The sequence below is a fragment of the Promicromonospora kroppenstedtii DSM 19349 genome, from assembly GCF_000515355.1.
GTDB classification, from domain to species: domain Bacteria; phylum Actinomycetota; class Actinomycetes; order Actinomycetales; family Cellulomonadaceae; genus Promicromonospora; species Promicromonospora kroppenstedtii.
This window is the reverse complement of sequence record NZ_KI911747.1, coordinates 6,761-7,279: the sequence shown is the minus strand read 5'-3', so window position 1 is coordinate 7,279 and position 519 is coordinate 6,761. Positions and strand designations below refer to the sequence as shown.

Genomic DNA, 519 nt, shown 5'->3' with positions numbered 1-519 from the left:
CGGCCACGCGGACGGCGTCGGCGGGGCCCGCGGTCGGATGCTCGGCGCGGGCCAGGCGCTCGGCGTCGGCTCCTGCCCTCTCCTCGGCGCGCACGCCGGCATCCCACCCGGGGTCGCGTCCTTGTTCGCTCATGCCTGCACGACGATCGGCCACCACGCGATGTGACCGCGTCACACTCGCGCACGACCGTTCGTCCTGTCCGCACCGGCCGGCAGCCCGCCGTCCGACGGACCCGAAGGAGCATCATGCTCACCACCACGCTCTGGGCGACGCAGACCGTCCTCGCCCTATTCTTCCTGTTCGCGGCCCTGCCGAAGATCGCCGGCCGCGGCATCGGACCGGTGGGCGGGGTTCGAGGACCTGCCGCGCTCGATCGTCGTCGTGACCGGCGTCGCGGAGCTCGTGGCGCCGTTCGCGCTCGTCCTGCCGATGCTGCTGGGCATCCTCGAGTGGACGACGCCGCTCGCCGCCGCCGGACTCGCCGTCGTGACCCTGATGGCGAGCGGGTTCCACGTGCG

The 519-nt window shown here is 73.6% G+C and carries 1 protein-coding gene; it reads left to right on the top strand.

The window, feature by feature from the left end; genetic code table 11:
- Positions 1 to 196 precede the first annotated feature (196 nt).
- Positions 197 to 519: DoxX family protein (locus PROKR_RS38270; RefSeq protein ID WP_169736580.1), on the top strand; the 323-nt coding region annotated here is incomplete at its 3' end.